General features: G+C 57.2%; 26 protein-coding genes. 18 read left to right on the forward strand and 8 right to left on the reverse strand.

The window, feature by feature from the left end; translation table 11 throughout:
- Positions 1-6 precede the first annotated feature (6 nt).
- Positions 7-2046: a DNA helicase RecQ gene (gene recQ, locus ACR0CW_RS14900; protein ID WP_480788403.1), complete on the reverse strand. Its 2040-nt coding sequence runs from the start codon at positions 2044-2046 to the stop codon at positions 7-9.
- 78 nt (positions 2047-2124) lie between these two features.
- Positions 2125-2412 (reverse strand): YggT family protein, encoded by a 288-nt coding sequence (locus ACR0CW_RS14905; protein WP_155146517.1) that lies wholly within the window; start codon positions 2410-2412, stop codon positions 2125-2127.
- 129 nt (positions 2413-2541) lie between these two features.
- On the opposite strand from ACR0CW_RS14905, the gene ACR0CW_RS14910 reads away from it, so the two are divergent.
- The 10 genes from ACR0CW_RS14910 to smpB all read left to right on the forward strand — a co-directional run bounded on the left by ACR0CW_RS14910 (position 2542) and on the right by smpB (position 10722).
- Positions 2542-3909 carry an MFS transporter gene (locus tag ACR0CW_RS14910; protein WP_480788404.1) on the forward strand — a complete coding sequence of 456 codons (1368 nt, stop codon included), beginning with the start codon at positions 2542-2544 and terminating at the stop codon, positions 3907-3909.
- Positions 3906-4769: a penicillin-insensitive murein endopeptidase gene (mepA, locus tag ACR0CW_RS14915; RefSeq protein WP_155146513.1), complete on the forward strand. Its 864-nt coding sequence runs from the start codon at positions 3906-3908 to the stop codon at positions 4767-4769. The genes ACR0CW_RS14910 and mepA overlap by 4 nt, the downstream gene beginning before the upstream one ends.
- Positions 4742-5626, forward strand: coding sequence for an esterase-like activity of phytase family protein (locus ACR0CW_RS14920; RefSeq protein WP_480788405.1), 885 nt, complete (start codon positions 4742-4744; stop codon positions 5624-5626). Before mepA ends, ACR0CW_RS14920 begins: the two co-directional genes overlap by 28 nt.
- 96 nt (positions 5627-5722) lie before the next feature.
- Positions 5723-6367, forward strand: a complete 645-nt coding sequence (locus ACR0CW_RS14925) for a queuosine precursor transporter (protein WP_155146509.1) — start codon at positions 5723-5725, stop codon at positions 6365-6367.
- 264 nt (positions 6368-6631) lie between these two features.
- On the forward strand, positions 6632-7051 hold the full coding sequence (gene arfB / locus ACR0CW_RS14930) for an alternative ribosome rescue aminoacyl-tRNA hydrolase ArfB (RefSeq protein ID WP_480742883.1): 420 nt from the start codon (positions 6632-6634) through the stop codon (positions 7049-7051).
- Positions 7052-7111: 60 nt separating this feature from the next.
- Complete coding sequence (locus tag ACR0CW_RS14935) at positions 7112-7858, forward strand: SDR family oxidoreductase (RefSeq protein ID WP_480788406.1); 747 nt, start codon at positions 7112-7114, stop codon at positions 7856-7858.
- Between the two features lie 28 nt (positions 7859-7886).
- On the forward strand, positions 7887-8903 hold the full coding sequence (locus ACR0CW_RS14940; protein WP_480788407.1) for a P1 family peptidase: 1017 nt from the start codon (positions 7887-7889) through the stop codon (positions 8901-8903).
- A 112-nt stretch (positions 8904-9015) separates the two neighbouring features.
- Positions 9016-9429, forward strand: a complete 414-nt coding sequence (locus ACR0CW_RS14945; RefSeq protein ID WP_155146501.1) for a c-type cytochrome — start codon at positions 9016-9018, stop codon at positions 9427-9429.
- A 215-nt stretch (positions 9430-9644) separates the two neighbouring features.
- Positions 9645-10187, forward strand: coding sequence for an isopentenyl-diphosphate Delta-isomerase (idi, locus tag ACR0CW_RS14950; protein ID WP_155146500.1), 543 nt, complete (start codon positions 9645-9647; stop codon positions 10185-10187).
- Positions 10188-10245: 58 nt separating this feature from the next.
- The gene (smpB, locus tag ACR0CW_RS14955; protein WP_155146499.1) at positions 10246-10722 is read left to right on the forward strand and encodes an SsrA-binding protein SmpB; all 477 of its coding nucleotides are present in this window, start codon (positions 10246-10248) and stop codon (positions 10720-10722) included.
- Positions 10723-10738: 16 nt separating this feature from the next.
- On the opposite strand, the gene glpK is transcribed toward smpB, so the two are convergent.
- The 3 genes from glpK to panB form a co-directional block, all read right to left on the reverse strand.
- Positions 10739-12217, reverse strand: coding sequence for a glycerol kinase GlpK (glpK, locus tag ACR0CW_RS14960; protein ID WP_480788408.1), 1479 nt, complete (start codon positions 12215-12217; stop codon positions 10739-10741).
- A 68-nt stretch (positions 12218-12285) separates the two neighbouring features.
- The gene (gene panC, locus ACR0CW_RS14965; RefSeq protein ID WP_480788409.1) at positions 12286-13137 is read right to left on the reverse strand and encodes a pantoate--beta-alanine ligase; all 852 of its coding nucleotides are present in this window, start codon (positions 13135-13137) and stop codon (positions 12286-12288) included.
- A complete protein-coding gene (gene panB, locus ACR0CW_RS14970; RefSeq protein WP_480788410.1) occupies positions 13134-13973 on the reverse strand; it encodes a 3-methyl-2-oxobutanoate hydroxymethyltransferase in 840 nt (279 codons plus the stop codon). Before panB ends, panC begins: the two co-directional genes overlap by 4 nt.
- A 171-nt stretch (positions 13974-14144) precedes the next feature.
- On the opposite strand from panB, the gene ACR0CW_RS14975 reads away from it, so the two are divergent.
- Positions 14145-15632 carry an ABC transporter substrate-binding protein gene (locus ACR0CW_RS14975; protein ID WP_480788411.1) on the forward strand — a complete coding sequence of 496 codons (1488 nt, stop codon included), beginning with the start codon at positions 14145-14147 and terminating at the stop codon, positions 15630-15632.
- Positions 15633-15672: 40 nt separating this feature from the next.
- On the opposite strand, the gene ACR0CW_RS14980 is transcribed toward ACR0CW_RS14975, so the two are convergent.
- Positions 15673-15999, reverse strand: a complete 327-nt coding sequence (locus ACR0CW_RS14980; RefSeq protein ID WP_155146494.1) for an SH3 domain-containing protein — start codon at positions 15997-15999, stop codon at positions 15673-15675.
- Between the two features lie 132 nt (positions 16000-16131).
- Here ACR0CW_RS14980 and ACR0CW_RS14985 point away from each other — a divergent pair, with 132 nt between their 5' ends.
- Genes ACR0CW_RS14985 through ACR0CW_RS15005 form a run of 5 tightly spaced genes read left to right on the forward strand, consistent with a single transcriptional unit; the run spans position 16132 to position 21482 of the window.
- The gene (locus ACR0CW_RS14985; RefSeq protein ID WP_480788510.1) at positions 16132-17079 is read left to right on the forward strand and encodes an ABC transporter permease; all 948 of its coding nucleotides are present in this window, start codon (positions 16132-16134) and stop codon (positions 17077-17079) included.
- On the forward strand, positions 17076-17891 hold the full coding sequence (locus ACR0CW_RS14990) for an ABC transporter permease (protein ID WP_480788412.1): 816 nt from the start codon (positions 17076-17078) through the stop codon (positions 17889-17891). Before ACR0CW_RS14985 ends, ACR0CW_RS14990 begins: the two co-directional genes overlap by 4 nt.
- On the forward strand, positions 17888-19486 hold the full coding sequence (locus ACR0CW_RS14995; protein WP_480788413.1) for an ABC transporter ATP-binding protein: 1599 nt from the start codon (positions 17888-17890) through the stop codon (positions 19484-19486). The genes ACR0CW_RS14990 and ACR0CW_RS14995 overlap by 4 nt, the downstream gene beginning before the upstream one ends.
- A gap of 36 nt (positions 19487-19522) precedes the next feature.
- Positions 19523-20974 (forward strand): aldehyde dehydrogenase family protein, encoded by a 1452-nt coding sequence (locus ACR0CW_RS15000; protein ID WP_480788414.1) that lies wholly within the window; start codon positions 19523-19525, stop codon positions 20972-20974.
- Positions 20967-21482, forward strand: coding sequence for a hypothetical protein (locus ACR0CW_RS15005; protein WP_480788415.1), 516 nt, complete (start codon positions 20967-20969; stop codon positions 21480-21482). The genes ACR0CW_RS15000 and ACR0CW_RS15005 overlap by 8 nt, the downstream gene beginning before the upstream one ends.
- Here ACR0CW_RS15005 and pncB read toward each other — a convergent pair.
- Entirely contained in the window at positions 21479-22771 is a 1293-nt protein-coding gene (gene pncB / locus ACR0CW_RS15010; protein ID WP_480788416.1) for a nicotinate phosphoribosyltransferase, read from the reverse strand. The genes ACR0CW_RS15005 and pncB overlap by 4 nt on opposite strands.
- Positions 22772-22936: 165 nt before the next feature.
- On the opposite strand from pncB, the gene ACR0CW_RS15015 reads away from it, so the two are divergent.
- Entirely contained in the window at positions 22937-23470 is a 534-nt protein-coding gene (locus ACR0CW_RS15015) for a hypothetical protein (RefSeq protein WP_480788417.1), read from the forward strand.
- Positions 23471-23473: 3 nt separating this feature from the next.
- On the opposite strand, the gene pncA is transcribed toward ACR0CW_RS15015, so the two are convergent.
- Positions 23474-24067 carry a bifunctional nicotinamidase/pyrazinamidase gene (pncA, locus tag ACR0CW_RS15020; RefSeq protein WP_480788418.1) on the reverse strand — a complete coding sequence of 198 codons (594 nt, stop codon included), beginning with the start codon at positions 24065-24067 and terminating at the stop codon, positions 23474-23476.
- 96 nt (positions 24068-24163) lie between these two features.
- Here pncA and trhO point away from each other — a divergent pair, with 96 nt between their 5' ends.
- Positions 24164-25069, forward strand: a complete 906-nt coding sequence (gene trhO, locus ACR0CW_RS15025; protein WP_480788419.1) for an oxygen-dependent tRNA uridine(34) hydroxylase TrhO — start codon at positions 24164-24166, stop codon at positions 25067-25069.
- Positions 25070-25089 lie beyond the last annotated feature (20 nt).

Here is a 25089-nt window from a genome sequence, read left to right on the forward strand (position 1 = left end):
GTGTATCTAGCTTGCCATCTGCAGCACGTCCAGAAACGCTGCGCCAAAACGTTCTGCACGACGTTCGCCCAACAGCTGCTCCAAAGCGCGGGCGTCGCCGCTGCGCATTTGCGCAATCTTGGCCAGCTGCGAAGCGGAACAGGTCAATGGCTTGTCGATCCCGTCCGGACCTCGTGACAACTGCGACTGCACTTCAAGCAACCGATCATAGATCTCGCCCTGATCGCGTCCAGCCAGCTTGCGTCGCGATGGATGAACGGCCTCGATCGCTCCTGCGACCACCTCAAGGAACGTATCTCCGTAGCGCTCCAGCTTTTTCGCTCCAACACCACCAATCCGGGCCATGTCGTCCAGCGTCACGGGGCGTTTCTCAGCCATTTCTATCAGTGTGCGGTCGGGAAAAATGACATAGGCCGGGACCCGTGCGGATTCCGCCAGTGCGCGCCGTTTGGCCTTGAGCGCAGACAGCAGCGGTGCGTCTTCTTCGGAAACCATCATCTTGACGGCAGGGCGGCGTCCGGCTTTGCGGAGGGTGTCCTTGCGCAGGTTGATCTGTGCCTCGCCTTTCAGGATCGGTTTGGCCGCTTCGGTCATGCGTAGCGCGCCGTGGCGTTCCGGATCAGGACGCACCAGATCGTGACCCATCATCTGTCGGAAAATAGCCTGCCATTGCGGGCGCGACCATTCCTTGCCGATCCCATAGGTCGAAAGCTCATCATGGCGCCGCGCGCGGATCTTGTCGGTTTCATTGGCCAGCAGGATGTCGATTAAATGGCCCGAACCAAACCATTCCTCGGTACGCAAAATCGCGGACAAGGCCATACGAACCGGGGTGGTGCCGTCAAACACCTCGGGCGGGCTGTCGCATAGATCGCATTTACCGCAGGGCGCAGCCTGTTCGCCAAAATATCCCAGCAAGGTCTGGCGGCGGCATTCCAGCGCTTCGGCCAATCCCAGCAGGGCGTTCAGCCGCGCATGATCTGCCATACGTCGTTCCGGCGGGGCCAGCCCTTCGTCGATTTGCGAGCGGCGAAGGCGGATATCATCGGGCCCGAACAGGGTCAGGGTCTCGGCAGGTCCGCCATCACGTCCGGCACGGCCGATTTCCTGATAGTAAGCCTCGATGGATTTGGGCAGGTCGGCATGGGCGACCCAACGGATATCAGGTTTGTCGATCCCCATGCCGAAGGCCACCGTGGCGACCACGATCAGGCCGTCTTCGCGGGCAAAGCGGGTTTCGACGATGCGGCGATCTTCGGCCTCCATGCCGCCGTGATAATGGCAGGCCGAATGCCCCTCGGCACGCAGGGCCTGCGCCAGAACTTCGGTCTTGTTGCGGGTCCCGCAATAGACAATGCCGGATTGGCCTTTGCGGGCCTCGGCGAAATCGAGGATCTGTTTGCGGGGGCCATCTTTGGCGGCGAAAGCCAGGTGGATGTTAGGGCGATCGAACCCGCGCAGAAATTTGTTGGGTGCAGCGCCGTCGAACAGCTTTTCGACGATCTCGTCCTGCGTTTCGGCATCCGCTGTTGCTGTGAAAGCCGCCAAGGGCACATTTAATGCGCGGCGCAGCTCTCCGATCCGCAGGTAATCGGGGCGAAAGTCATGGCCCCACTGGCTGACGCAATGCGCCTCGTCCACGGCGATGAGGTTCACGTTGATCCGGCGGAGCATGCCTAAAGCCGACCCGGCCGCGAGGCGTTCCGGCGCCATGTAAAGCAGTTTCAGCCGCCCGGCCTCCAACGCCTCCCACACCGCATCAGTTTCTTCCGGCGTGTTGCCCGAGGTCAGCGCTCCGGCCTCGACCCCGGCCTCCTGCAACCCGCGCACTTGGTCGCGCATCAGGGCTATCAGCGGTGAGATTACCACTGTGACGCCGTCCCGCATCAAGGCAGGTAGTTGATAACACAAGGATTTGCCGCCGCCCGTCGGCATGATCGCCAGCACATTTTCGCCTGCGGTTACGGCATCGACGATCTCTTCCTGCCCGGGGCGGAAGTCGTCGAATCCAAAGACATCTCGCAGCATAGGTGCGGCGTCGAACATGCGCGGGGTGGCCCTGTTTTAAGGTTTATCTGCTCTTAAGACAGAACCATCACATACTAAGAATCTGTGAACAAGAGGTCAGTAGAAATAGACCGCATTGTTTATGAGAATGATCCGCAGCGCGTAGACACCGATCAACACCACCAACGGTGTCAGATCCAACCCACCCATATTGGGCAGAATTCGCCGGATCGGCCCGTAAACGGGCTCCAGAATACGGTTCAGGCCGTACCATATCTGCGCTACCAGCTGTTGGTGCAGGTTGAGCACCTGAAAGTTGATCAGCCAGCTCATGATCACATGGGCAAGAATGATGAACCAGACAATGTCCAGGATCAGCAACAGGATTTGGATCAGCGACAGCATGGGAACTCCGTTTTCACATTTGATGAGAGGTAAGCGCACCCGCGACAAAGAGCAAGGCTGTCCCAACAGAACGCTTGCGAAATGATCCAAAGGCCCGTCTTATAAGAACAAAGACGTTGTGGGGCAGTGATGGCAGAAATATCCAAGCGCAAGCGCATTTGGGGCTGGTGGTTTTTTGACTGGGCCAGTCAGCCGTATCACACGCTGTTGGTGACTTTTGTATTCGGTCCCTATTTCGCCGGGGTGGCAGCAGAGTACTATCTGACAGCTGGTCTGGACGGCGATGCCGCTGACGCACGGGCGCAGACGGTTTGGGCCAATTGCATGACCATCATCGGTCTGATCATCGCTTTCGGCGCCCCGTTGATGGGGGCCATGGCCGATGTATCGGGGCGGCGTATTCCTTGGATATTCGCTTTTTCGGTCATGTATGCAGTGGGGTCGGCGGCGCTGTGGTACACAATGCCCGACGGCTCGAACATGTGGCTGATGCTCTCGGCTTTCGGGGTGGGCTTTATTGGCGCGGAATATGCACTGATCTTTATCAACTCTCAGCTGCCTGATCTGGGGGATGACAACGAAGTGGGTGAGATTTCGGGATCTGGCTTTGCCTTCGGCTATTTCGGCGGCCTGATCTCACTGGCAATCATGCTGGCGCTTTTTGTCGAACAGGCCAATGGCAAGACATTGATCGGAATAGACCCGGTGTTTGGTCTCGACGCTTCGACGCAGCAGGGCACGCGTTTTGTAGGGCCCTTCACTGCTGGCTGGTTCATCCTGTTCATGGTGCCTTACTTCCTTTGGGTCCGGGATGATGCGCCAAAAGACCAAAAAGGCAGCGTGGGTGAGGCGCTAAGCATTTTGGCCAAATCCATCTCGAACTTGCGGCACCGGATCAGCCTGGCCAGCTACCTGGGTTCATCCATGTTTTATCGGGATGCTCTGAACGGGCTTTATACTTTTGGTGGCGTCTATGCGCGGCTGGTTCTGGAGTGGGACCTGATCAAGATCGGGGTCTTTGGCATCGTCAGCGTTCTGGCGGCCGCTGCCTTTTCATGGGTCGGGGGGAAACTGGACAAAAAATACGGCCCTAAACCAGTGATTTTGGTGGCCATCTGGGTTCTGATCTTTGTTTGCACAACCATCGTCTCGATGGACCGGACCCAGATTTTCGGGATCGCTTTGCCCGAGGGGTCCGGCCTGCCCGACATGGTTTTCTTTGGCTGCGGCGTTCTGATCGGCGGGATGGGCGGCATACTGCAATCTGCCAGCCGTTCGATGATGGTGCGTCATACCGACCCCAAGGCCCCGGTCGAGAGCTTTGGGCTCTATGGTCTTTCAGGCCGTGCCACTGCCTTTGCCGCGCCGATGCTTATCGGGATTGCAACAACCGTGACCGGTAGCGCAAGACTGGGGGTGTCACCTATCGTTCTGTTGTTTATTCTGGGGCTATTCCTGATGCGCTGGGTAAGACCGGAAGGGGATCAGAGCAGATGATTTTACTACGATTTTTGGCAATACTGGCAACAATCGCTTTGGCAGGCACCGCAGGGGCGCAGCCCCTCGCTAAGCAACTGTTCGGGGCACAAAAGCAAAGTTCACAGCAGAAACCGGCTGCCTTCGGCAGTTATTCGCGCGGATGTGCTGCCGGATCGGTGCAACTGGCCGAGACCGGACCGACATGGCAGGCCATGCGCCTGTCGCGCAATCGCAATTGGGGGCACCCCGATGCGATCGACTATGTGCAGGACCTCAGCAAATTCGCGGCCAAACAACCGGGCTGGAACGGTCTCTATATCGGGGATATCAGCCAGCCGCGTGGCGGGCCGATGACATCCGGACACCGCAGCCATCAGCTGGGATTGGATATCGATATATGGATGCTTCCTGGGGACAACATGCGTCTCAGCCGCAAGGCACGCGAAAACATCTCATCGATCTCGCTGCGCCGCGCCAACGGGGCATATGTGAACGGCAACTGGACCAAACAGCACCACGCCGTGCTGCGTGAGGCTGCCAAAGACAAGCGCGTAGCGCGCATCTTTGTCTTTCCAGGGGCCAAGGTGCAGATGTGTAACGATGAAAAGGGCAACCGGGCATATCTGCGTAAGATACGCCCCTGGTGGGGACATCATTATCATTTCCATGTTCGACTGAAGTGTCCCCGAGGGTCCAAGGGCTGTGTCAATCAGGACGCACCACCCAAAGGAGATGGTTGTGCCGAGGCGCAGCAATGGGTGCGTAACATCCTGAACCCACCGCCACCGGACCCCAACGCTCCAGCGCCTAAGAAACGACGCGAATACGTTCTGGCCGATTTGCCGCAGCAATGTACATCGGTTCTGCAATCCAACTGATTGCAGCGCTGCTGCTGGCGGGTTCGGTTTGGGCGGTTGAAGTTAAAACAGCCACCCCGCTCGACAGCTATGCCTGGCGTCACAATGCCGATTGGTTTGGCGGTTTCTCCGCCATCCATATCTCGGACGATGGACGCCACATGATCGCACTCAGCGACCGAGCAACCCTTGTGACTGCACAGATTGAGCGTGATGGGGACAAGATCGCCGGGATCGAGATATTGGGCCACTGGCCTGTGCTCTCGAGCAAGGGCCGTATCATGTTGGGCTGGGCCGGGGATTCCGAAGGGATTGCGATCGCTCCGGACGGGTCGTTTTACATTTCATTCGAAGGCGTCCACCGGGTTGCACATTATGCAGCGCCCGGCGCCCGGGCGCGCGTGTTGCCGCGGCCCAAGGCTTTTGAAACTCTCGATCGCAACGGGTCTTTCGAGGGGCTGGCGATTGATGACCGGGGCCGTCTTTACACCCTGACCGAAAAGAGCAGGACGGCTGAGGGAGATATTCCTGTTTATCGCTGGAACGGGCAGGCCTGGTCAACGCCGTTTGTCTTGCCTCAGCGAGGTGGGTTCCTGCCCGTGGCCGCCGATTTCGGTCCGGATGGGCGGTTCTACGTGTTGGAACGTTCGGTCTCCCTGACCGGCTTTCGTTCGCGCTTGCGCCGCTGGCAGGTCGAGGAGGACATGCCCAAATCCGAAGAGATCCTGATCGAGACCGGTACCGGGACACATGACAATCTTGAGGGATTGTCGGTTTGGCGCGACCCTCAGGGGCGGTTACGTGCCACGATGATATCGGATGACAACTTTCTGGTTTTACAGCGTACGGAGTTGGTTGAGTATCTGCTGCCGGACTGACTTGCCAAACACAATCCCAGAGTCTAAAAGCGCGGCTTGCCTTGGGATGAACCCTTGGCCAAGTCGCCGCTACCTTGTCAAAACGGGCATCTGAAAATGCAACGCGCTTATATACCCGGCATTATTGCCATGGCCGCCATTGTTGTGGCCTCGAACATTCTGGTTCAGTTTCTGCTGCTCGATGGTCTGTTGACCTGGGGCGCATTTACGTATCCGCTGGCCTTTCTGGTCAATGACATCATGAACCGCGTCTACGGCGTTGGCCCGGCCCGCAAGGTCGTGTTTGCCGGCTTTCTGACCGGTGTCGTCTGCTCGCTGATCGGTACACAGATCATGCTTCAGGGCGACGGCTTTACCTATGCTGCTGTACCATTGCGGGTCGCCGTTGCATCGGGAACGGCTTTCCTGATCGCTCAGTTGGCCGACATCACCGTATTCAACTCGCTGCGCGGCGGGCGTTGGTGGCGTGCTCCGCTGGCGTCGACGCTGGTCGGATCGGCGCTGGATACCACGCTGTTCTTTACCATCGCCTTCTCTGCTTCGGTCACAGTATTCGGCGCTGATGCGGATGCTGCGATTAGCTGGGCGTGGGAACCTGTTCCATTCATGCTGTCCGGCCCGATGGCGCCGCTTTGGGTGACACTGGCCTTTGCAGACTGGCTGGTGAAACTGTCGCTGGCTCTGATCGCGCTGATCCCGTTCAAGGTGATCGTTGCGCGGCTGACTGCGCAGGCTGCGTAAAAAAAAGTGCTTTGAGAATGGCACAACTTGTGTCACGCTCATTGTTAACCGCAACAGATAGAAAAGGAGGTGATCCAGTGTCGAGAAAGAGATTGGAGAGAGGTGTCGGAACAACCGGGGGGAAAACCTGCTGAGGCAGCCCTTGGCGGAGCGCTCGCTCCGGCTGGTCGATTGATCTAACCGACCCCACCTCCTATGCTTTCGAAGGGCCGTTCCATTGGGGCGGCCCTTTTCGTTCCCGCAACCGGATCTTAATATTGCGCCATGTTACGCGTTTCAGACGATATCACCCTGCAGGACTGGGAAATGACCGAGAGCTTTGTACGCTCATCGGGCCCCGGCGGGCAGAACGTGAACAAGGTCTCGACCGCTGTTGAATTGCGGTTCGAGGCCGCGCGCTCACCCTCTCTGCCGGATCCGGTCAAAACGCGGCTCAAGCGGTTGGCCGGTCGGCGCTGGACCAAAGAGGGGGCGATTATCATCCAGTGTGAGGAAACCCGATCGCAGGCACGCAACCGTGAGATCGCCCGGACACGTCTGGCAGAGTTGATCGCCCGTGCTCTGGTCAAGCCCAAGCGGCGGATTGCTACCAAACCCACCTATGGATCGGTCAAACGCCGATTGGCAGCCAAAAAGGCACGATCGGATGTGAAGGCGATGCGTGGAAAAGTCTCTGAAGAATGAACTGGTATCTTTTTGAGGCATTGCTAGTCTGACCCACAACAGGGATCAGAGGGCAAGATCATGAGGTTAGAGGGAAAAACCGCAATCGTGACCGGTGGCGCCTCGGGGTTTGGTGCCGGAATTGTCGAGAAATTCCTGGCCGAAGGTGCCCGTGTGATGATTGCGGATATCAATGGTGAGGCGGCTGTTGAACTGGCACATCGGCTCGGGCCTCAGGCTGTTTCGCAGCAGGTCGATGTTGCAAATGGCGCGTCAGTACAGGACATGGCGGAAGCTGCGCTTGCAGGGTTTGGGCATCTCGACATTCTGGTGAACAATGCCGGCGTCACACATCTGCCAACCCCGCTGGAAGATGTCAGCGAAGAGGATTTCGACCGCGTTTACAACGTGAACATGAAATCGGTGTATCTGACCGCGCGTGCCCTGATGCCACATATGAAGTCACGAAGGGTTGGCGCGGTTCTGAACGTCGCTTCAACCGCTGGATTGTCTCCGCGCCCAAATCTCAATTGGTATAATGCCTCCAAAGGCTGGATGATCACCGCCACCAAGACCATGGCCGTCGAACTTGCGCCCGCTGGCGTGCGCGTGAATGCAATCTGTCCGGTGGCGGGTGAGACTCCCTTGCTGAAATCATTCATGGGGCAAGACACGCCCGAAATCCGCGCCAAATTCCTGTCGACGATTCCATTGGGTCGATTCTCGACGCCAGAGGATATGGCCAACGCCGCTTGTTTCCTGTGTTCGGACGAGGCCAGCATGATTACCGGAGCCGCGCTGGAAGTGGATGGCGGGCGGTGCATCTGACCTCAAACTGCTTAGTGGAGGTAACGTGATGACCCCCGGACCCAGAAACCTGATTACTGATGTGCCCGGCTTGTTGGTCGGCAACGCCCAGGACGCGAACCTGAAATCCGGGACAACTGTTCTGACCGCGGAAGAACCATTTGCTGCGTCGGTTCATGTAATGGGCGGTGCACCGGGAACACGGGAAACCGATCTTCTGGCGCCGGATAAAACGGTGTCTCGCGTGGATGCGATTGCCTTGTCCGGTGGGTCAGCCTTTGGCCTCGACGCCTGTTCAGGTGTCTCGGATGCATTGCGGCGCCGAAAGCGTGGATTTCCTGTCGGCAACGCAATCGTACCAATTGTTCCCGGCGCGATTTTGTTCGATCTGCTCAACGGTGGGGACAAGAATTGGGGGGACAATCCCTATCGTGCGCTCGGGCAGGCAGCATTTGAATGCGCTGCGCAGGATTTCGCCCTTGGAACCGTTGGGGCGGGAACCGGAGCATTGGCTGCCATGCACAAGGGTGGGCTTGGTTCAGCCTCGATGCGAATGGATAACGGCATCACGGTGGGTGCGTTGGTTGCGGCCAATCCGCTAGGCAGTGTTGCCACACCGGGGGATAGCCATTTCTGGGCTGCACCATTCGAGATCGGAGACGAGTTCGGCGGGCTTGGCCCGGATCCGTCATCGGGGCTGGGGCGTCACCCGTTCAGCCGCAAGGCCGAAGCAATGCGCCCCGCCGCGCCAGAGCAAACCAATACAACAATTGCAATTGTGGCAACCGATGCTGCCCTCACCAAGCCGCAGTGCCATCGCCTATCGGTGGCTGCGCATGACGGGATCGCGCGGGCCATTGTCCCGGCACATACTCCGGGCGATGGGGATCTCGTGTTCGGGGTCAGCACGGGAGCGCGCACTTTGGAAACCGATGCAGAACTTGGCCTTCTGGGTCATATCGCATCGCTGTGTCTGGCCCGGGCCATTGCACGGGCAATCTATCTTGCGACGCCCGCAGAAGGGGACCTGCTGCCCTGTTGGTCGGAATTGCACGACATCGATTGACCTTGGCGTATATGCCGCAGCGACACTCTGCCATCGCGCGGCAATCTGCGCGTTGACTCTCCCCCGTGCCAGCGCTCCATTCAGGTCAGCCAATACGTATCGGAGCAAAGCTATGAATCGCATCCTCGCAACAGCACTTGTGGGCCTTTTGGCCGTACCCGCCTATGCCGAAGGCGATGCAGAGGCTGGCAAGAAAACCTTCAACAAATGCAAATCCTGCCACATGATCGCTGATCCTGACGGTGAGGTGATCGTCAAGGGCGGTAAAACCGGGCCGAACCTGTATGGTATCGCAGGACGCACCGCGGGTACCGTCGAGGGTTTCAAATACGGTGACAGCATCGTAGAAGCCGGGGAAAACGGACTGGTCTGGGATGAGGCAAACTTTGTCGAATATGCGCAGGATCCCAAAGCGTTCCTGAAAGACTACTTGGGTGAAACTTCTGCCAAATCAAAAATGACCTTCAAGCTGAAGAAGGGTGCAGAGGACGTATACGCCTATATCGTCAGCGTTTCGGGCGAATAACGCCTGGTCCTAAATCGTTTACAAAGTTCTGAGAGGCCGCAGCACCTGCGGCCTTTCGTGCGCTTGATCATAAGCAGGATCAGCGCCACCTTGGGGATACGCGGATTGTGGTGCTACCCACGCCCGTACTTTGCAATGAAACGCCAAGCCGACCTGGCCACAGCCACACCCGCCATTGCCGCCCAAAAAGCGGTCAGGCAGCAGGAGACGTTAAAATGGGAATCATGATCCCGGCCTGGGTTGAGGGCGAACTGACGCCCGTGGACAAGCTGGAGGCGCATGAAAAGGGCCTCAAGCACAAGGCTGTGTCGGTGTTTGTCGTCAGAGGCACAGAGATTCTGATGCAACGCCGGGCGCTGGGCAAGTATCACACACCCGGTTTGTGGGCGAATACCTGTTGTACGCATCCCGACTGGGATGAAAGCGCATCCATCTGTGCGGTACGCCGCCTTCGTGAAGAACTGGGTATCGCGGGGCTCTATCCCGAATATCGTCACAGGCTGGAATATCATGCGGATGTTGGTAATGGCATGGTCGAGAACGAAGTTGTCGATGTATTCCTTGCCCATTCGCGAGGTCCGCTGAAAATCGAGCCTAATCCAGACGAAGTCATGGATATCCGGTGGGTCGACTACCATGATCTTCTGGCCGAAGTGCAACGCCACCCCGAGCGTTTCACGCCATGGCTCAAAATCTATCTGCACAATCACGCGGATACGATTTTTGGCCCCGATCTGATCATGTCAGCGCATTCCTGACGGTCAAAGTTAAACCCTGCCTTGCAAGGGACGCCCAAGCCGCCTAAATCAACGCGTCATGGCCAAGCAAAAGACAGACCCGAATTACAAGGTAATTGCCGAAAACCGGCGTGCGCGCTTCGACTACGCAATCGAAGACGATCTTGAGTGCGGCATTGTACTGGAGGGATCCGAGGTCAAATCCCTGCGTGCGGGTGGTTCGAACATTGCTGACAGCTATGCATCGGTCGATGACGGTGAGCTGTGGCTGGTCAACAGCTATATCGCGCCCTACGAACAGGCGAAGGTTTTCAAACACGAAGAGCGTCGCCGCCGCAAACTGCTGGTTTCCCGCAAGCAGATGTCTGATCTTTGGAACGCGACACAACGCAAAGGCATGACGCTGGTGCCGCTGGTTCTGTATTTCAACCACAAAGGCCGGGCCAAGATTAAGATCGGCATCGCCAAGGGTAAGAAAACCCACGACAAACGCGAAACTCAGGCCAAACGTGACTGGTCACGCCAGAAACAGCGGCTGATGAAGGATCACAGCTGATCCTTCATCTTAAGTTCTAGAATGCCATTGCTGCCGAAACCGCGCGTTTCCAGCGGTCATATGCAGCATCGCGATCTTCAGCGGACAGTTCCGGTTCGAATTTCCGATCCAGCGCCCAGGTTTGTGCAAACCCCGCCTGATCCGGATAGACACCGGCACGCATTCCCGCCAGCCATGCTGCGCCCAGTGCAGTGGTTTCCTGCATAACCGGGCGATCTACGGGTGCTCCAAGGAAATCCGACAGACCCTGCATGGCCCAGTCAGATGCGCTTGCGCCTCCATCAACCCGTAACGTGACATCGGTATCTGCGCCCCAGTCGCCCTGCATCGCGTGCCACAGGTCGCGGGTCTGGAACGCGATGCTTTCCAGCGTGGCGCGGGCCAATTCGGCGCGGCCTGAGTTTCGTGTCAGGCCAAATACAGCGCCCCGGCAATCCGGTTGCCAATAAGGGGCGCCAAGTCCGGTAAAGGCTGGAACCAGCACCACATGCTGGTTCGGATCGGCCTGTGCGGCCAGTTCACCGCTTTGCGGTGCCGATTCGATGATCTGCAGCGCATCGCGCAACCACTGGACGGCAGCACCCGCGATAAAGATCGACCCTTCCAGCGCATAGGTGCGCTGACCATCCAGTTGATAGGCAATGGTGGTGAGCAGACGGTTCTTTGACTCCACCGGCTCGGTCCCGGTGTTCAACAGTGCAAAACAGCCGGTGCCATAGGTGGATTTCATCATTCCAGGCTGGAAACATGCCTGGCCAATGGTGGCGGCTTGCTGATCTCCTGCAACGCCCAATATCGGAACTTCACCTCCGAACAGGGTCGTGGTTCCGAAATCCGCAGCGCAATCCTTTACCTCTGGCAGCATCGCCATCGGAACGTCCAGCAGATCACAGATTTCTTCGCTCCAGACCCCTTTGTGGATATCAAACAAAAGGGTACGTGCAGCGTTTGTTGCATCGGTCGCGTGAACACGGCCTTCGGTCAGGCGCCAGATCAGGAAACTGTCGATCGTGCCAAACAGCAATTCTCCGGCCGTGGCGCGATCTCGCGCACCCGGGACTGTGTCCAGCAGCCATTTAACCTTGGTCCCCGAGAAATACGGGTCCAGCAGAAGCCCTGTCTGTGCGGTCACATCATCTTCGCAACCCGCCTGACGAAAACGCTCGCAGATCTCGGCGGTTCGCCGGTCCTGCCAGACGATGGCGTTATGAATAGGTTCTCCGGTTGTCCGGTCCCAGACCACTGTGGTTTCCCGCTGGTTCGTGATCCCGATCCCGGCAATCTGCTGGGCGGTGACACCTGCGTCGGCCATAACTTCGCGGCAAACGGTCAGAACGCTGTCCCAAATCTCTTCCGCATCATGTTCAACCCAGCCTTCCTGCGGGAAATGCTGTGTGAACTCACGCTGTGATGTCCCGACACGCTGCATCTGCGCGTCAAACAGAATCGCGCGCGAGGACGTCGTGCCCTGATCAATCGCCAGAATATAGGTCATGCCTGCTCTCCCCCGTTTGGTTTTGCGGGACTTTAGCGCAAACAGTTGCGGTCGTGCCAGAGCGGAAATCAGCTGTTCGGAACAGCGATATTGTCGATCAGACGCACACCGTCTGCCCATGCGGTGACAAAGAGACGGGCAGGGCGGTTGGCATGGGGCAAGGCCTCCAAGGTCTCGGCGCAGCGCAGATCGATATACTCGACCTCGGTGAACCCGGCATTCAGCAACGCGGCCTCTGCTTCTTTGGCCAGTTCGCCAAAAGGTTCGCCCCGGGGCAGCCGTTCTGCAAGCTCACGCATGATGGTGTTCTTTCGGGCCGCAATCGTCAGACCCTCGGGCGACAGACGCAGATTGCGGGAGGACATCGCCAGACCCGAAGGCTCGCGCACGGTCGGGCAGCCAATCACGTCGATGGGAATGTCCAGATCCCGGGCCATGCGCCGTACGATCATTAGCTGCTGATAGTCTTTTTCCCCGAAATAGGCTCGATCAGCCTGCGTTTGCAGGAACAGCTTGGCCACGACAGTGGCGACCCCATCAAAATGCCCGGGACGGAAGGTACCCTCCATCACATCCGTCAGACCTGCTACCGAAACGGTGGTGGCGAAACCTGCGGGATAGATCTCTTCAGGTTCCGGTACGTAGATCGCATCAACGCCATAGGGGGCCAGCTTCTCTGCATCTTCGTTTTCGGTACGTGGATATTTGGCCAGGTCTTCGGGGTTGTTGAACTGCTTGGGGTTTACAAAGATCGTGACGATCACCCGATCACAGTCTGCCTTGGCAGCTTCGACCAGCGACAGGTGACCCTGATGCAGCGCCCCCATCGTGGGAACAACACCAATGGTCTCACCATCGCGCTTCCAAGCATTGGTCTGAGTGCGCAGTTCTGCCAGTCGGCGCAGGATCGGCGCGGTCATGCCTTGGATCCTTTGGCCGGAGCCTGATCGGCAAATACGTGTTCATCAGCAGGGAATGCGCGTGCGCGTACATCGGCTGCATATTCCGCGATTGCCGCCTCGGCCTGTGGGCCAAGATCAACATAGCGTTTGACGAATTTCGGCTTGAACGCAGTGAAAAAGCCCAGCATGTCGTCAACGACCAGAATCTGTCCGTCACACCCCGCGGATGCACCAATGCCGATGGTCGGGATCGCGATCTCGGCGGTGATACGGTCAGCCAACCCCTGCGGAACTTTCTCTAACACGACAGAAAATGCACCTGCTTCGGCCACCGCGCGGGCGTCTGCCAGCACGGCCTCGGCCTGCTCATCCCTGCCCTGCACTTTGTAGCCGCCCAGCGTATTGATCGATTGTGGCGTCAGACCGATATGCGCCATCACAGGGATACCGCGCTTGACCAGAAAGCGAATGGTCTCGGCCATTTCAACCCCACCTTCCAGCTTGACCGCGCCTGCACCGGTTTCCGACATCAGCCGGGCTGCATTGCGGAAGGCTTGCGCTGGGTCGTGTTCGTAGCTGGCAAAGGGCATGTCGATGACCATCATCGCCTTTTCCAGACCGCGCGCGACAGCCTGGCCATGCATGATCATCATCTCCATGGTCACGCCAAGGGTCGAGGTCAGACCGTGCAGCACCATACCAACACTGTCGCCGACCAGAACAAAGTCACAATGGTCGTCCATCAGCCGCGCCATAGGCGTGGTGTAGGCGGTCAGGCTGACCAGTGGTTCGCTGCCTTTGCGGGCGCGAATATCCTCGGCGTTCCGGGCTTTCTTGCGGGCGGTGGCGCTCATGCTCGCTCCTGCGGTGTTCATGTTGCAGCGCGGCATAGCAGATCGTGCAGGGGCAGAGAAACCCCGGTTGCGCGAACATTTCCTTGAATGACCCAAGGTTTAAAGGGACATTGTTTCCAGTAAGGCCCTTTTGATGCGTGGGCTGAACAAAATTTATGGGGAGAGATTTTTATGACTCAGCAGATGTTACGATCATTTGCATCGGCCTTGGCCGTTGGGGCCAGCCTGATTGCAACCCAGGGCTTGGCGAAATCGGATATCACCATCGCGATGCAGCTGGAGCCACCACACCTGGACCCGACCAGTGCCGCCGCACAAGCCATCGATTCGGTTGTCTACACCAATATCTTTGAGGGCCTGACCCGTTTCAAAGGCGATGGTTCAGTCGTTCCCGGACTCGCCGAAAGCTGGGAGATTTCTGATGACGGCAAGGAATATACGTTCAGGCTGCATGACGGAGTCACCTTCCATGACGGGTCTGTCATGGATGCCGAGGATGTCAAATTCAGCCTCGACCGGGCTTTGGGCGAAGACAGCGCCAATGCACAGAAAGCCCTGTTTGCTGGAATTGAAAGTGTCGAAATCGTTGACCCGCTGACAGTGAAAGTCACGTTGTCCGAGCCGAACGGCAACTTCCTGTTCAACATGGCCTGGGGTGATGCAGTTATCGTTTCTCCCGACAGCATTGACGACATCAAGACCAATCCGGTTGGAACTGGCGCTTTCACATTCGGCGAATGGGTGCAGGGGGACAGCATCACGCTGAACCGAAATCCGGATTATTGGGGCGATCAGCCGGCACTTGAAAGCGCGACATTCAAGTTCATCTCGGACCCGACCGCTGCCTTTGCCGCAATGATGGCCGAAGACATCGATGCGTTCGACAATTTCCCGGCACCTGAAAACCTTCCGCAGTTCGAGGCCGACCCCCGGTTTCAGGTTTTGGTCGGATCGACCGAGGGTGAGACGATCCTGTCCACCAACAACAAGCAACCTCCCTTTGATGATATCAGGGTGCGTGAGGCGGTTGCCCATGCCATTGACCGGCAGGCCATCATCGATGGCGCAATGTTCGGATATGGCACGCCCATCGGCACACATTTTGCGCCGCACAATCCGGCCTATGTCGATTTGACGGGAAACTCGGCTTACGATCCTGAAAAGGCCAAGGCGTTGCTGGCCGAGGCAGGTTTTGCCGATGGATTTGAAACCACACTGCATCTGCCTCCACCATCATATGCGCGGCGCGGAGGAGAGATCGTTGCAGCCCAATTGGCAGATGTCGGTATCAACGCCGAGATCATCAATGTTGAATGGGCGCAATGGTTGGAAAGTGTGTTCAAGGGCAAGGATTTTGGCCTGACCATCGTCAGCCACACCGAACCGATGGATATCGGCATCTACGCGCGGCCTGACTATTACTTCCAGTATGACAGCCTGGATTTCCAGACCGTGATGGACACGCTGAACTCGACAACGGACCCCGAGGAGCGAGCGAAACTGCTTGGCGAGGCGCAGCGCCTGATCGCTGAGGATTATGTCAACGGGTACCTGTTCCAGCTGGCCAAGCTGGGTGTGGCAAAAGCCGGTGTGCAGGGTTTGTGGAAAAACGCCCCCACTGCAGCGATTGATCTGACCGAAATCAGCTGGTCAGAGTAACAGACAAAACCGGGATCACTATGTGATCCCGGTCTTTAACTTATCCGGCGCCGTCTATCAGCCAGTTGCTGTGAACCCAGCCCTTCTGGCGCGGCTGGCCATAATACACCCCTACCCATTTCCCATTCCGGGCGCAGGTGCGGACCTGATTGCCGTTGTGCAGCTCATCAATCTTGCGAAAATCTGATCCCGGTCCGGTACGTACCGCCAGAAAGCCGTCACCGTTGGGGTCGAGGCCAGATACAATGCTGCCTGCGCAGCCAGCGGCTTGCCCGTCCTCGACTATGGAAAAATCTACATCCAGCTGCTGCGCGATCACAGGACCTGCCAATAGGCACAAAATGCCGACTAATGTTGGTGTCTTCATCGCAAATTCCTTTCTGAGACAATATTTAGAGTCTAATTCAGGGAATTTGCCCGAACAAGGATCGTGCGACCAAAGTTCGATCCCTCAATGTGGCGCTGGACCAGCAGGAAATCCCGCCCTAACGTGACGCTGATGCTTCGCTATGCGCTTAAACGTTTGATTTCCCTCATCGTCAGCCTTGCTGTCGCCTCAGTGGTTATCTTCGCCGTGATCGAGGTGGCACCGGGCGATCCGGCATCCTTCATGCTGGGCGTAAATGCTCAGCCCGAGACATTGGCCGCCCTCAGATCAGAACTTGGACTGGATGTCTCCCAGACCCAGAGGTACTTCAACTGGGTCGGGGGAATGCTGACCGGGGATTTTGGGACATCATATACCTATCGCACGCCCGTCTCTCAGATGATTGCAGATCGTATGTGGGTGTCGCTGCCTTTGGCACTGTATGCGCTGACCTTGTCCACGCTGATCGCCTTTCCGGCCGGTATCTATGCTGCAGCGCGACGGGGCAAGCCCGGTGACCTGACGGTGATGGGGGCCACACAGCTAGGGATCGCGGTTCCGAATTTCTGGTTTGCCATGATGCTGGTTCTGATCTTTGCCATCAACCTGCGCTGGTTCAACGCCGGTGGCTTTGTCGGTTGGGACAAGGGGATATGGACAGGCCTTCACTCGCTGACATTGCCCGCTATAGCGCTTGCCCTGCCGCAGGCGGCCATTTTGGCGCGGGTGATGCGTTCAGCCTTACTCGATATTCTGGGCGAGGATTTCATGCGTACAGCCAGGGCCAAGGGTCTGTCACGTCGGCAGGCATTGTGGCGGCATGGGGTTCGCAACGCGCTGATCCCGGTTCTGACCATCATCGGGTTGCAGTTTTCCTTTCTGTTGGCGGGATCGATCATTATCGAGCAGGTGTTCTATCTGCCCGGTTTGGGTCGATTGGTTTTCCAGGCAATCTCGGCCCGCGATCTGATCGTGGTTGAATCTGTGGTCATGTTGCTGGTTTTCGCAGTCATCATGGTGAATTTTCTGGTCGATCTGGCCTATGCGGCTGTTGATCCCCGGCTGAGGAACAGAACATGAGCCGCAATCTGATCCTTGGCGCGGCTCTATCGTCGCTGGTCCTGCTTGCAGCGCTGATCTCGTTTATCTGGACGCCCTATGACTATGCGGCGATGAATATCCCTGACAAGCTGCAGCTACCCAGCGCCCAGCACTGGTTCGGTACGGACCATTTCGGGCGCGATATGTTCTCGATGATCATGGTGGGCGCACGGACGTCGATTGCTGTTGCTTTGGTGGCTGTTGGTATTGGCATGGCGTTGGGTGTGCCGCTGGGGTTAACCGCTGCGGCGCGCAAAGGCTCGTGGCTGGATGAGTTGATCATGCGCGGCAATGATCTGGTCTTTGCCTTCCCATCGCTGGTTATCGCCATCCTGATCACGGCCGTATTCGGTGCTGGTGCGATCAACGCGATCATCGCCATCGGCATTTTCAACATACCTGTTTTTGCGCGGATCACGCGGGGAGCGGCCCTGTCCCTGTGGGAACGTGAATTTATCCTTGCCGCCCGCGTCGCCGGTAAGGGTGCGGCCCGAATATCTGCCGAACATATCCTGCCCAACGTGGCCAATCTGCTGATCGTTCAGGGGACTATTCAGTTCTCACTGGGAATTCTGGCCGAGGCGGGCCTTTCTTATGTTGGTTTGGGTGCGCAACCTCCGACGCCCAGCTGGGGTCGAATGCTGGCAGATGCGCAGACAATGGTCAGTTTTGCCCCGCATTTGGCTCTGATTCCGGGTGGGGCGATCATTATGACCGTGCTGGGGTTGAACCTGTTGGGAGACGGTTTGCGCGACTTTCTGGATCCCCGCATCAGGGTGGCGCGCGCATGAGCTTGTTGCTGATCGAAAACCTGTCTCTATCGATTCACGAGGCTGAAATCCTAAAACAGGTTAGCCTGTCGATTGCCCCGGGTGAGATCGTGGCAGTGACGGGCGAAAGCGGGTCGGGCAAATCCATGACCGCATTGGCCGTCATGCAGTTGCTGCCAGACGGAGCGGTGGGCAAAGGTTCTATTAAGCTCAATGGACAGGAACTGCTGGACCGCCTCGAGGCTGAGATGTGCGCCCTGCGCGGAGCTTCCATCGGGATGGTTTTTCAGGAACCGATGACCGCACTCAACCCGGTCAAGACAATCGGAGATCAGGTGATGGAAACCATCCTGATCCATAAGGCAATGCCTGCCGACAAGGCCCGAGAGCGGGCACAGGAGGTTCTGATCCGCGTGGGGCTGCCGCCTGACAAGTTTCCAATGTCCCGGTACCCGCACGAGTTATCAGGGGGACAACGCCAGCGGGTCGTGATTGCTATGGCTATTGCTTTGCGACCAAAACTACTGATTGCGGATGAACCGACCACAGCACTGGATGTGACGACGCAGGCCCAAATTCTTGATCTTCTGAAAGGGTTGGTCACGGAATACGATATGGGCCTGTTGATGATCACTCATGATCTGGCCGTTGTCTCGGACATGACTGATCAGATCGTGGTAATGCGCCATGGCGAAGTTGTTGAAAGTGGCGCAACCGATCATTTGCTGCGCAACATGCAACATCCGTACACCCGCATGCTGTTCGAGGCATCGGAGCACCAGGTTAACCTGCCTGAGTCTTATGAAACCAAACCCCTGCTGCAGGTGACTGGCGTTGTGCGCGACTACCGTCTGCCTCGAAAACAGTTGTTCCAGACCCCCGGTACGCACCGTGCCGTTGATCAGGTGAGTTTCGTGTTGAACCGAGGTGAGCGTCTGGGGCTTGTAGGAGAGTCCGGTTGCGGAAAATCGACACTAACACGGGCTATTTTAGGGCTGGAAGAGGTTCAGAGCGGGCAAATCCTGTTGGATGACCAGCCGGTATTCTCTGGCCACAAACCTAATCTTGTGGTCCGCAGAAAAATGCAGGTGGTGTTTCAGGATCCATTCGGCAGCTTCAATCCCCGGCATCGCGTTTCACGTCTGATTACCGAGCCGTTTTATCTGCTGGAAGATCCGCCACGCGGCTCGGATCGGCAAGATCGCATCGCCGAAATGCTCGGCGCTGTTGGTCTCAGCGCGGATGATGCGAACAAGTACATTCACGAATTTTCTGGTGGCCAGCGTCAGCGCATCGCAATCGCGCGCGCGCTGATTACCCGCCCTGAACTGATCCTGTTTGATGAAGCGGTCTCGGCGCTCGATGTGTCTGTCCGGGCTCAGATTCTGGATTTGCTGGCTGAGCTTTGCGAGGCCTATAACCTGACCTATCTCTTCATCAGCCATGATCTGAGTGTAGTCCGGACAATTACGGACCGTGTGATGGTGATGCAGGCGGGGAAGATTGTTGAACAGGGTGAAACTGAACAGGTTTTTACGGATCCACAGCATTCCTACACTCGGAAGCTAATCGCGGCAGCGCCCAGATTGCCGGAAATAGGTCGAGGCGCAGCATGAAAACATCTTTGTTAGAGCCTATTGGAGAATGAACTGATGAACAGCCCGCTTTGGTTCGACCCGAGTCTTTGCCTGATTGGAGGCAATTGGAAACCTGCAACATCTGGTGAGACTCTCCCACTGATCAACCCTTCTGATGGATCGGAACTCTACCAGATCGCACGTGGTGGCGAACAGGAAATCAATACGGCGGTCAAAGCGGCGCGCGTTGCTTCAGATAGCGAATGGGGGCGAATGACGGCGCTGGAACGCGGGCGTATTCTGACACGCCTCGGACAGCTGGTATTGGAACGTGTTGACGACCTTGCCGTGCTTGAGGCGATGGATGTCGGCAAACCTTTGACACAGGCACGGGCTGATGCTGTGGCTCTGGCGCGGTATTGCGAGTTCTACGGTGGTGCGGCGGATAAGGTGATGGGCGATACCATTCCATATCTGGACGGCTATACGGTCTATACCCTGCGCGAACCACATGGGGTTACGGGCCATATCGTGCCTTGGAACTATCCGATGCAGATCATTGGCCGATCTGTTGGTGCCGCGCTGGCCATGGGCAACGCCTGTGTTTTGAAACCTGCGGAAGAAGCCTGCCTGACCGCTCTGGCCTTTGCCCATCTGGCGATCGATGCCGGATTGCCGGCCGGGGCGCTGAATGTAGTACCGGGGTTAGGTGCCGAGGCGGGCGCCGCGCTGTCTTCTCATCCGGATGTCGATCATATCTCGTTCACCGGTTCGGTTGCGACCGGTGCACTTGTTCAGCAGGCCGCGGGGCGCAATGTAGTTCCGGTTACGCTCGAGCTTGGCGGAAAATCACCGCAGTTGGTCTTTGATGACGCCAATCTGGATGCGGCACTGCCGTTTCTGGTGAATGCGGGCATCCAGAACGCAGGTCAGACCTGCTCTGCATCTTCGCGTATCCTTGTGCAGCGTGGGGTCTATGATGAAGTCAGGTCGAGGATGGCCCAGGCTTACGCAGAACTGACCGTGGGGCCGGCCAGGGATGATCTGCGCCTCGGCCCGCTGATATCCGAGCGCCAGAAACAGATTGTGACTGGCTTTCTTGATAAGGGATCTGACCTGAGTATCGCCGCCCAGGGAGAAGTGGTGGCAACTGCCCCGGATACAGGCGCCTATGTGCGACCTACATTGTTTGCGGATGTGCCAGCCGATCACACGCTTGCCCGGGATGAAATTTTCGGTCCGGTGCAGGTTCTGATCCCATTCGATACCGAGGAACAGGCTCTAAATATAGCAAATAGTACCGATTATGGGCTTGTCGCAAGCATCTGGACCAGAGATGGCGCAAGGCAGATGCGGCTGGCAAAGCAGCTTAGGTCGGGACAGGTTTTCATAAACAACTACGGAGCTGGTGGAGGCGTGGAGCTGCCGTTCGGCGGTGTTGGAAAATCCGGCCACGGTCGCGAAAAGGGTTTCGAGGCGCTCTATGGTTTCTCGCAACTGAAAACGGTCGCAGCCTATCATGGCTAAACTGGGCGTGTTTTTGATGTTGCTGGCCGTCGCAATGTTGGCGGCTGGATTGTTTGGCGCCCTGCACAATCAGGTTAGTTACACCGTTGGCCCGGATTATTTTCACCAATTCAAATTCCGGCAATTTGCGATTCCGTCCGAGGTCCCGCCCCGGATTGGGGCGGCCATCGTGGGGTGGCGCGCGAGCTGGTGGATGGGGTTGATCGTTGGTCTGCCGCCCTTCCTGCTTGGGTTGCTGCTATTGTCACCGGCTGGAAAGCTCTGGTCTGCAGGGCTGCGGGCGATTTTTGTAGTGTTCCTGATCACTGCGCTCGCATCGGGGATCGGATTTGCCTTTGGTCTTATAGCTGTGGATCAGGAGGTCGCTGCTCAAATCGCTCTGCCTGAGACGATCCGGAACCCCGTCGGCTTTTTGCGCGCTGGGGCCATGCATGACGCCAGCTATATTGGTGGGTTTGTCGGTGTATTTGCCGCGATCTGGGTGATCTTTCGGGCCAGCAGGCCCTAGACGATCACCTCGATCGCTTGCTGAGCACCGACGCCAAAAACCCGCTTATAGCGTTCGATCTGTTCTGCAGGACCCATCGCCTTTTCGGGGTTGTCCGACAGTTTGACTGTCGGTCGACCATTGGCTGACACTGCCTTGCAGACCAGGGAGAACGGCGCCAAAGCGTCATCAGGTACAAGGCCGCGGAAATCGTTGGTCAGCAGCGTGCCCCAACCAAAGGAAACCTTGGTGCGGTGCGCAAACTGGCTGTGAAGCTCACGAATCTTCTCCACATCCAGCCCGTCCGAGAATATGACCCGCTTTTCCAATGGATCTTCGCCACGGGATTTCCACCACGCGATGGCGGTCTCGGCCCCGGTTGCCGGGTCACCGCTGTCGATACGGATACCGGTCCAGCCCGCCAACCAGTCCGGCGCGCGATCCAGAAAGCCCTGGGTCCCATAAGTATCAGGCAGGATGATCCGCAGGTTGCCGTCATGCTCTTCGTGCCAATCGCTCAGAACATCATAAGGGGCTTGCGCCAGCGCGGCATCGTCCTCGGCCAGAGCGGAATACACCATGGGCAGCTCGTGGGCATTGGTCCCGATGGCCTCGACCTCGCGCCGCATGGCGATCAGGCAGTTCGAGGTTCCGGTGAAGGCGCCGCCCAGCCCTTCGATCATCGCCTGAACACACCAGTCCTGCCACAGGAAGGAATGCCGCCGCCTTGTGCCGAAATCTGCGATCCCCAAGCCCTTAATCGTGCGCAGTTGATCAATCTTTTCCCAAACGCGGGTCATTGCCCTTGCATAGAGTACCTGCAGTTCAAACCGGCGCATATCATTCAACACGGCGCGGGAGCGCAGTTCCATCAGCACGGCCAGCGCAGGGATTTCCCATAGCATGACTTCGTGCCATTTCCCCTCAAAGGTCAGCTCGTACTGATCCCCTTTGCGTTCAAGATGATATGCTGGCAGGCGCAGATTCTCGAACCACTCCATGAAATCCGAGCGGAACATCTGGCGTTTGCCATAGAATGTATTCCCGCGCAGCCAGGTGCTTTCACCGCGGCTGAGGCTGAGTGAGCGGATGTGATCCAGCTGTTCGCGTAGTTCCCCTTCATCGATCAATCGCGCCAAAGGGACATGATTCGACCGGTTGATCAGCGAAAATGCAACATCCGTTTGGGGCTTATTTCGAAACACTGACTGGCACATCAGCAGTTTGTAGAAATCTGTGTCGATCAAAGACCGGACAATGGGGTCAATCTTCCATTTATGATTGTAGACCCGCGTTGCGATGTCGACCATGTGGAACTCCTGCGATTTCCGTTGTTAGATCAATCGATGCGGTGAATGGCAAGAGTCGCTAAAATGGTGACAATGCCTAGGTCAGGTCACATTGCGGGCATATTGTGAGTTCGTTTCACCATTTAGTGAGTGTGGGGGATGGATCGAAAAGGTTGAATTTGGTGGATGGGTCTCGAGTACGACTTTGACATTGTTACGATTGCACCAGATGAACTGGAGTCTGAAACGGTGAATTCCGAGCAACCGGAAGGCGCCCGGGTACGTGCGCTGTTTCGGGATGTGAAAACAGCGGATGCGCTGCGCGGTGCTTCGCCGAAGATCAGAAAGATGTTCGAGGATGCAGGATTTGGGCTGGAAACCCGAAACTGCGGCGTGCCGATGGGATACTACTCACCTCAGCATGCGGCGGATCGGGACCGTATTCTTCGTAACCTGTTTGCAAACATCAAGAGCCAGGGTTTGAAGGGCGAATATAGTGGTGAGTTTGATTTCAGTGATTTTCTGCGCCACATCCGCACCGCACAACCCGAAATCGGGATCGTGCGCAAAGAGCCCATCCAGCAGAGCAAACCACAACCCGCCGCGCCGGTAAAACCAGATCGTCGTACTGTTCCCGGTCGTATTGGATTTGCCCTTGGGCTGGCGGTTATCCTGTTTGTATTGCTTAAGTATCTGGCTGCCGCAGGTGCAGCACCCTGACGATCAGGCCAAGGTTACTCCCGCATCGCGCATCGCCTGAATAGCTGTATCCAATGATCCGTCCAGATCGATGGCACGGCACGCGTCTTGCCGGACAGTGACATCAAATCCCAGCTTTGCCGCATCTACCGCCGAAAAATGCACGCAGAAATCCGTGGCGAGGCCGACCAATGTCAGCTTTTCGATCCCTCGCGTCTCAAGATAGCCTTTCAAACCGGTTGGTGTTTTCTGGTCGTTCTCGAAAAAAGCGGAGTAGCTGTCGATGCTGCTGCGAAAGCCTTTGCGCAGAATCAAATCAGCATCTGTGCGAAGATCGGTATGAAACGCTGCGCCTTGGGTACCTTGAACGCAATGATCCGGCCAAAGAACCTGTGGGCCGTAAGGCATCTGGGTCATGTCCAAGGGATTCTTGCCCGGGTGCGAGCTTGCGAATGACGAATGGCCCGTCGGATGCCAGTCTTGTGTCAGGATCACCGCATCAAACTCATCCATCAGGGAATTGATCGGCGCCACGATCTCATCCCCCCCGGACACGGCAAGCGCGCCACCGGGGCAGAAATCATTCTGGACGTCAATTACGATCAAGGCATGAGTCATCTGGGTCTCCTCTGGTTGCCCTATCGGTAGGGGGCGGAACCAAAGGCGTCAATGCGATCCCTTGCGTCCTTTGGGTAAGGGGATTAGATCGCCCACATGTACACAATTGCTGCCTTATATCATTTCACGCGCTTTCCTGACCCCGATGCGCTGCGCCCCGCTCTGCAAGAGCTGTGCCGCGCACAATCCGTCAAAGGGACCCTTCTTTTGGCGAAAGAGGGGATCAACGGAACGATTGCAGGCCCCCGTGCAGGGATTGACGCCGTTCTGGCTCATATCCGTAGCCTGCCGGGATGCGCTGATTTTGAGTGGAAAGAGGCAACATCGGATCACCCGCCTTTTGGCAAGATGAAGGTGCGCCTGAAGAAAGAGATTGTGACGATGGGGCAGCCGGATGTTGATCCACGCGCCAGCGTCGGCCATTACGTCGAGCCCGAGGACTGGAACGATCTGATCCGTTCGGACGACGTGGTTGTGATCGATACGCGCAATGATTACGAGGTTGCGATCGGTACGTTTGAGGGTGCAATAGACCCTGAAACAGCCAGTTTCCGTGATTTTCCGGCCTGGTGGGAAGAAAACAAGGATCGCTTTCATAACAAGCGGGTGGCCATGTTCTGTACCGGTGGCATCCGGTGCGAGAAATCCACCAATTACCTGCTGGGGCAGGGGGTCGAGGATGTCTATCACCTCAAAGGTGGAATTCTGCGTTATCTCGAAGAAATGCCTGAAGAAGACAGTACATGGCAGGGCGACTGCTTTGTGTTCGATAATCGTGTCTCTGTCGGGCACGGTTTGGTCGAAGGGCCACACAAATTGTGCCATGGTTGCCGCCGTCCTATCCTGCCCGAAGATGTGAAGCGTCCGGAATACGAACATGGCGTGTCCTGCCATCGGTGCATTGACGAAACGTCCGAGCAGGACAAGGTGCGGTTCCGTGAACGGCAGAAACAGATCGTTCTGGCGCGCAGCCGTGGTCAGGAACATCTGGGCAGTCATTAATCAATGGTCTTAAAGGGTTG

The organism is Ruegeria sp. CH6 (assembly GCF_056537005.1).